Annotated in this window: 1 protein-coding gene; it reads right to left on the bottom strand. The window is 74.2% G+C overall.

The window, feature by feature from the left end; translation table 11 throughout:
* Window positions 1–434 (bottom strand): metal ABC transporter permease (locus RNB18_RS52445; protein WP_311721111.1); only part of this gene is annotated, 434 nt, incomplete at both ends.

The raw sequence follows: 434 nt of genomic DNA, 5'->3' as shown, positions 1-434 counted from the left end.
GACGCGGGCGACCTCCTCGTCCTGGCAGACCGCGAAGAGCTGGCGGCGCAGGCCCAGGGTGACCGCGTGGACCAGCACGGCGAGGACGACCACCGCCGTCAGGTCCTCCGGCGAGACGGTGGTGAGGGAGCCGGAGCGGTCGGTGTTGAGGTTGGCGGTGGAGCGGCCCGGCGCCAGGTTGTTGGTCGTGACGCCGCCGGCCATGCCGCCGTAGAACAGCCGGGCCAGCGCCACGACCCCGCTGGGACGGCCCCGGGCGCCGATCAGCTCCATGCCGACCGAGCCGAGCACGGCGACGGCGGTGGCCATCCAGACCGGCCTGGTGTTGAGCAGGAACCCGAGCGCCACGCCGGTCATCGCCACGTGCCCGCTGCCGTCGCCCATGATCGCCTGGCGGCGCTGGACCAGGTAGGTGCCGATGGCCGGGGCGGTCA

The sequence above is a fragment of the Streptomyces doebereineriae genome (genome assembly GCF_031845645.1).
In the GTDB taxonomy this organism is placed as follows: domain Bacteria; phylum Actinomycetota; class Actinomycetes; order Streptomycetales; family Streptomycetaceae; genus Streptomyces; species Streptomyces canus.
Note: the sequence above shows the minus strand (reverse complement) of the source record. Positions and strands in the feature narration are given on the sequence as shown.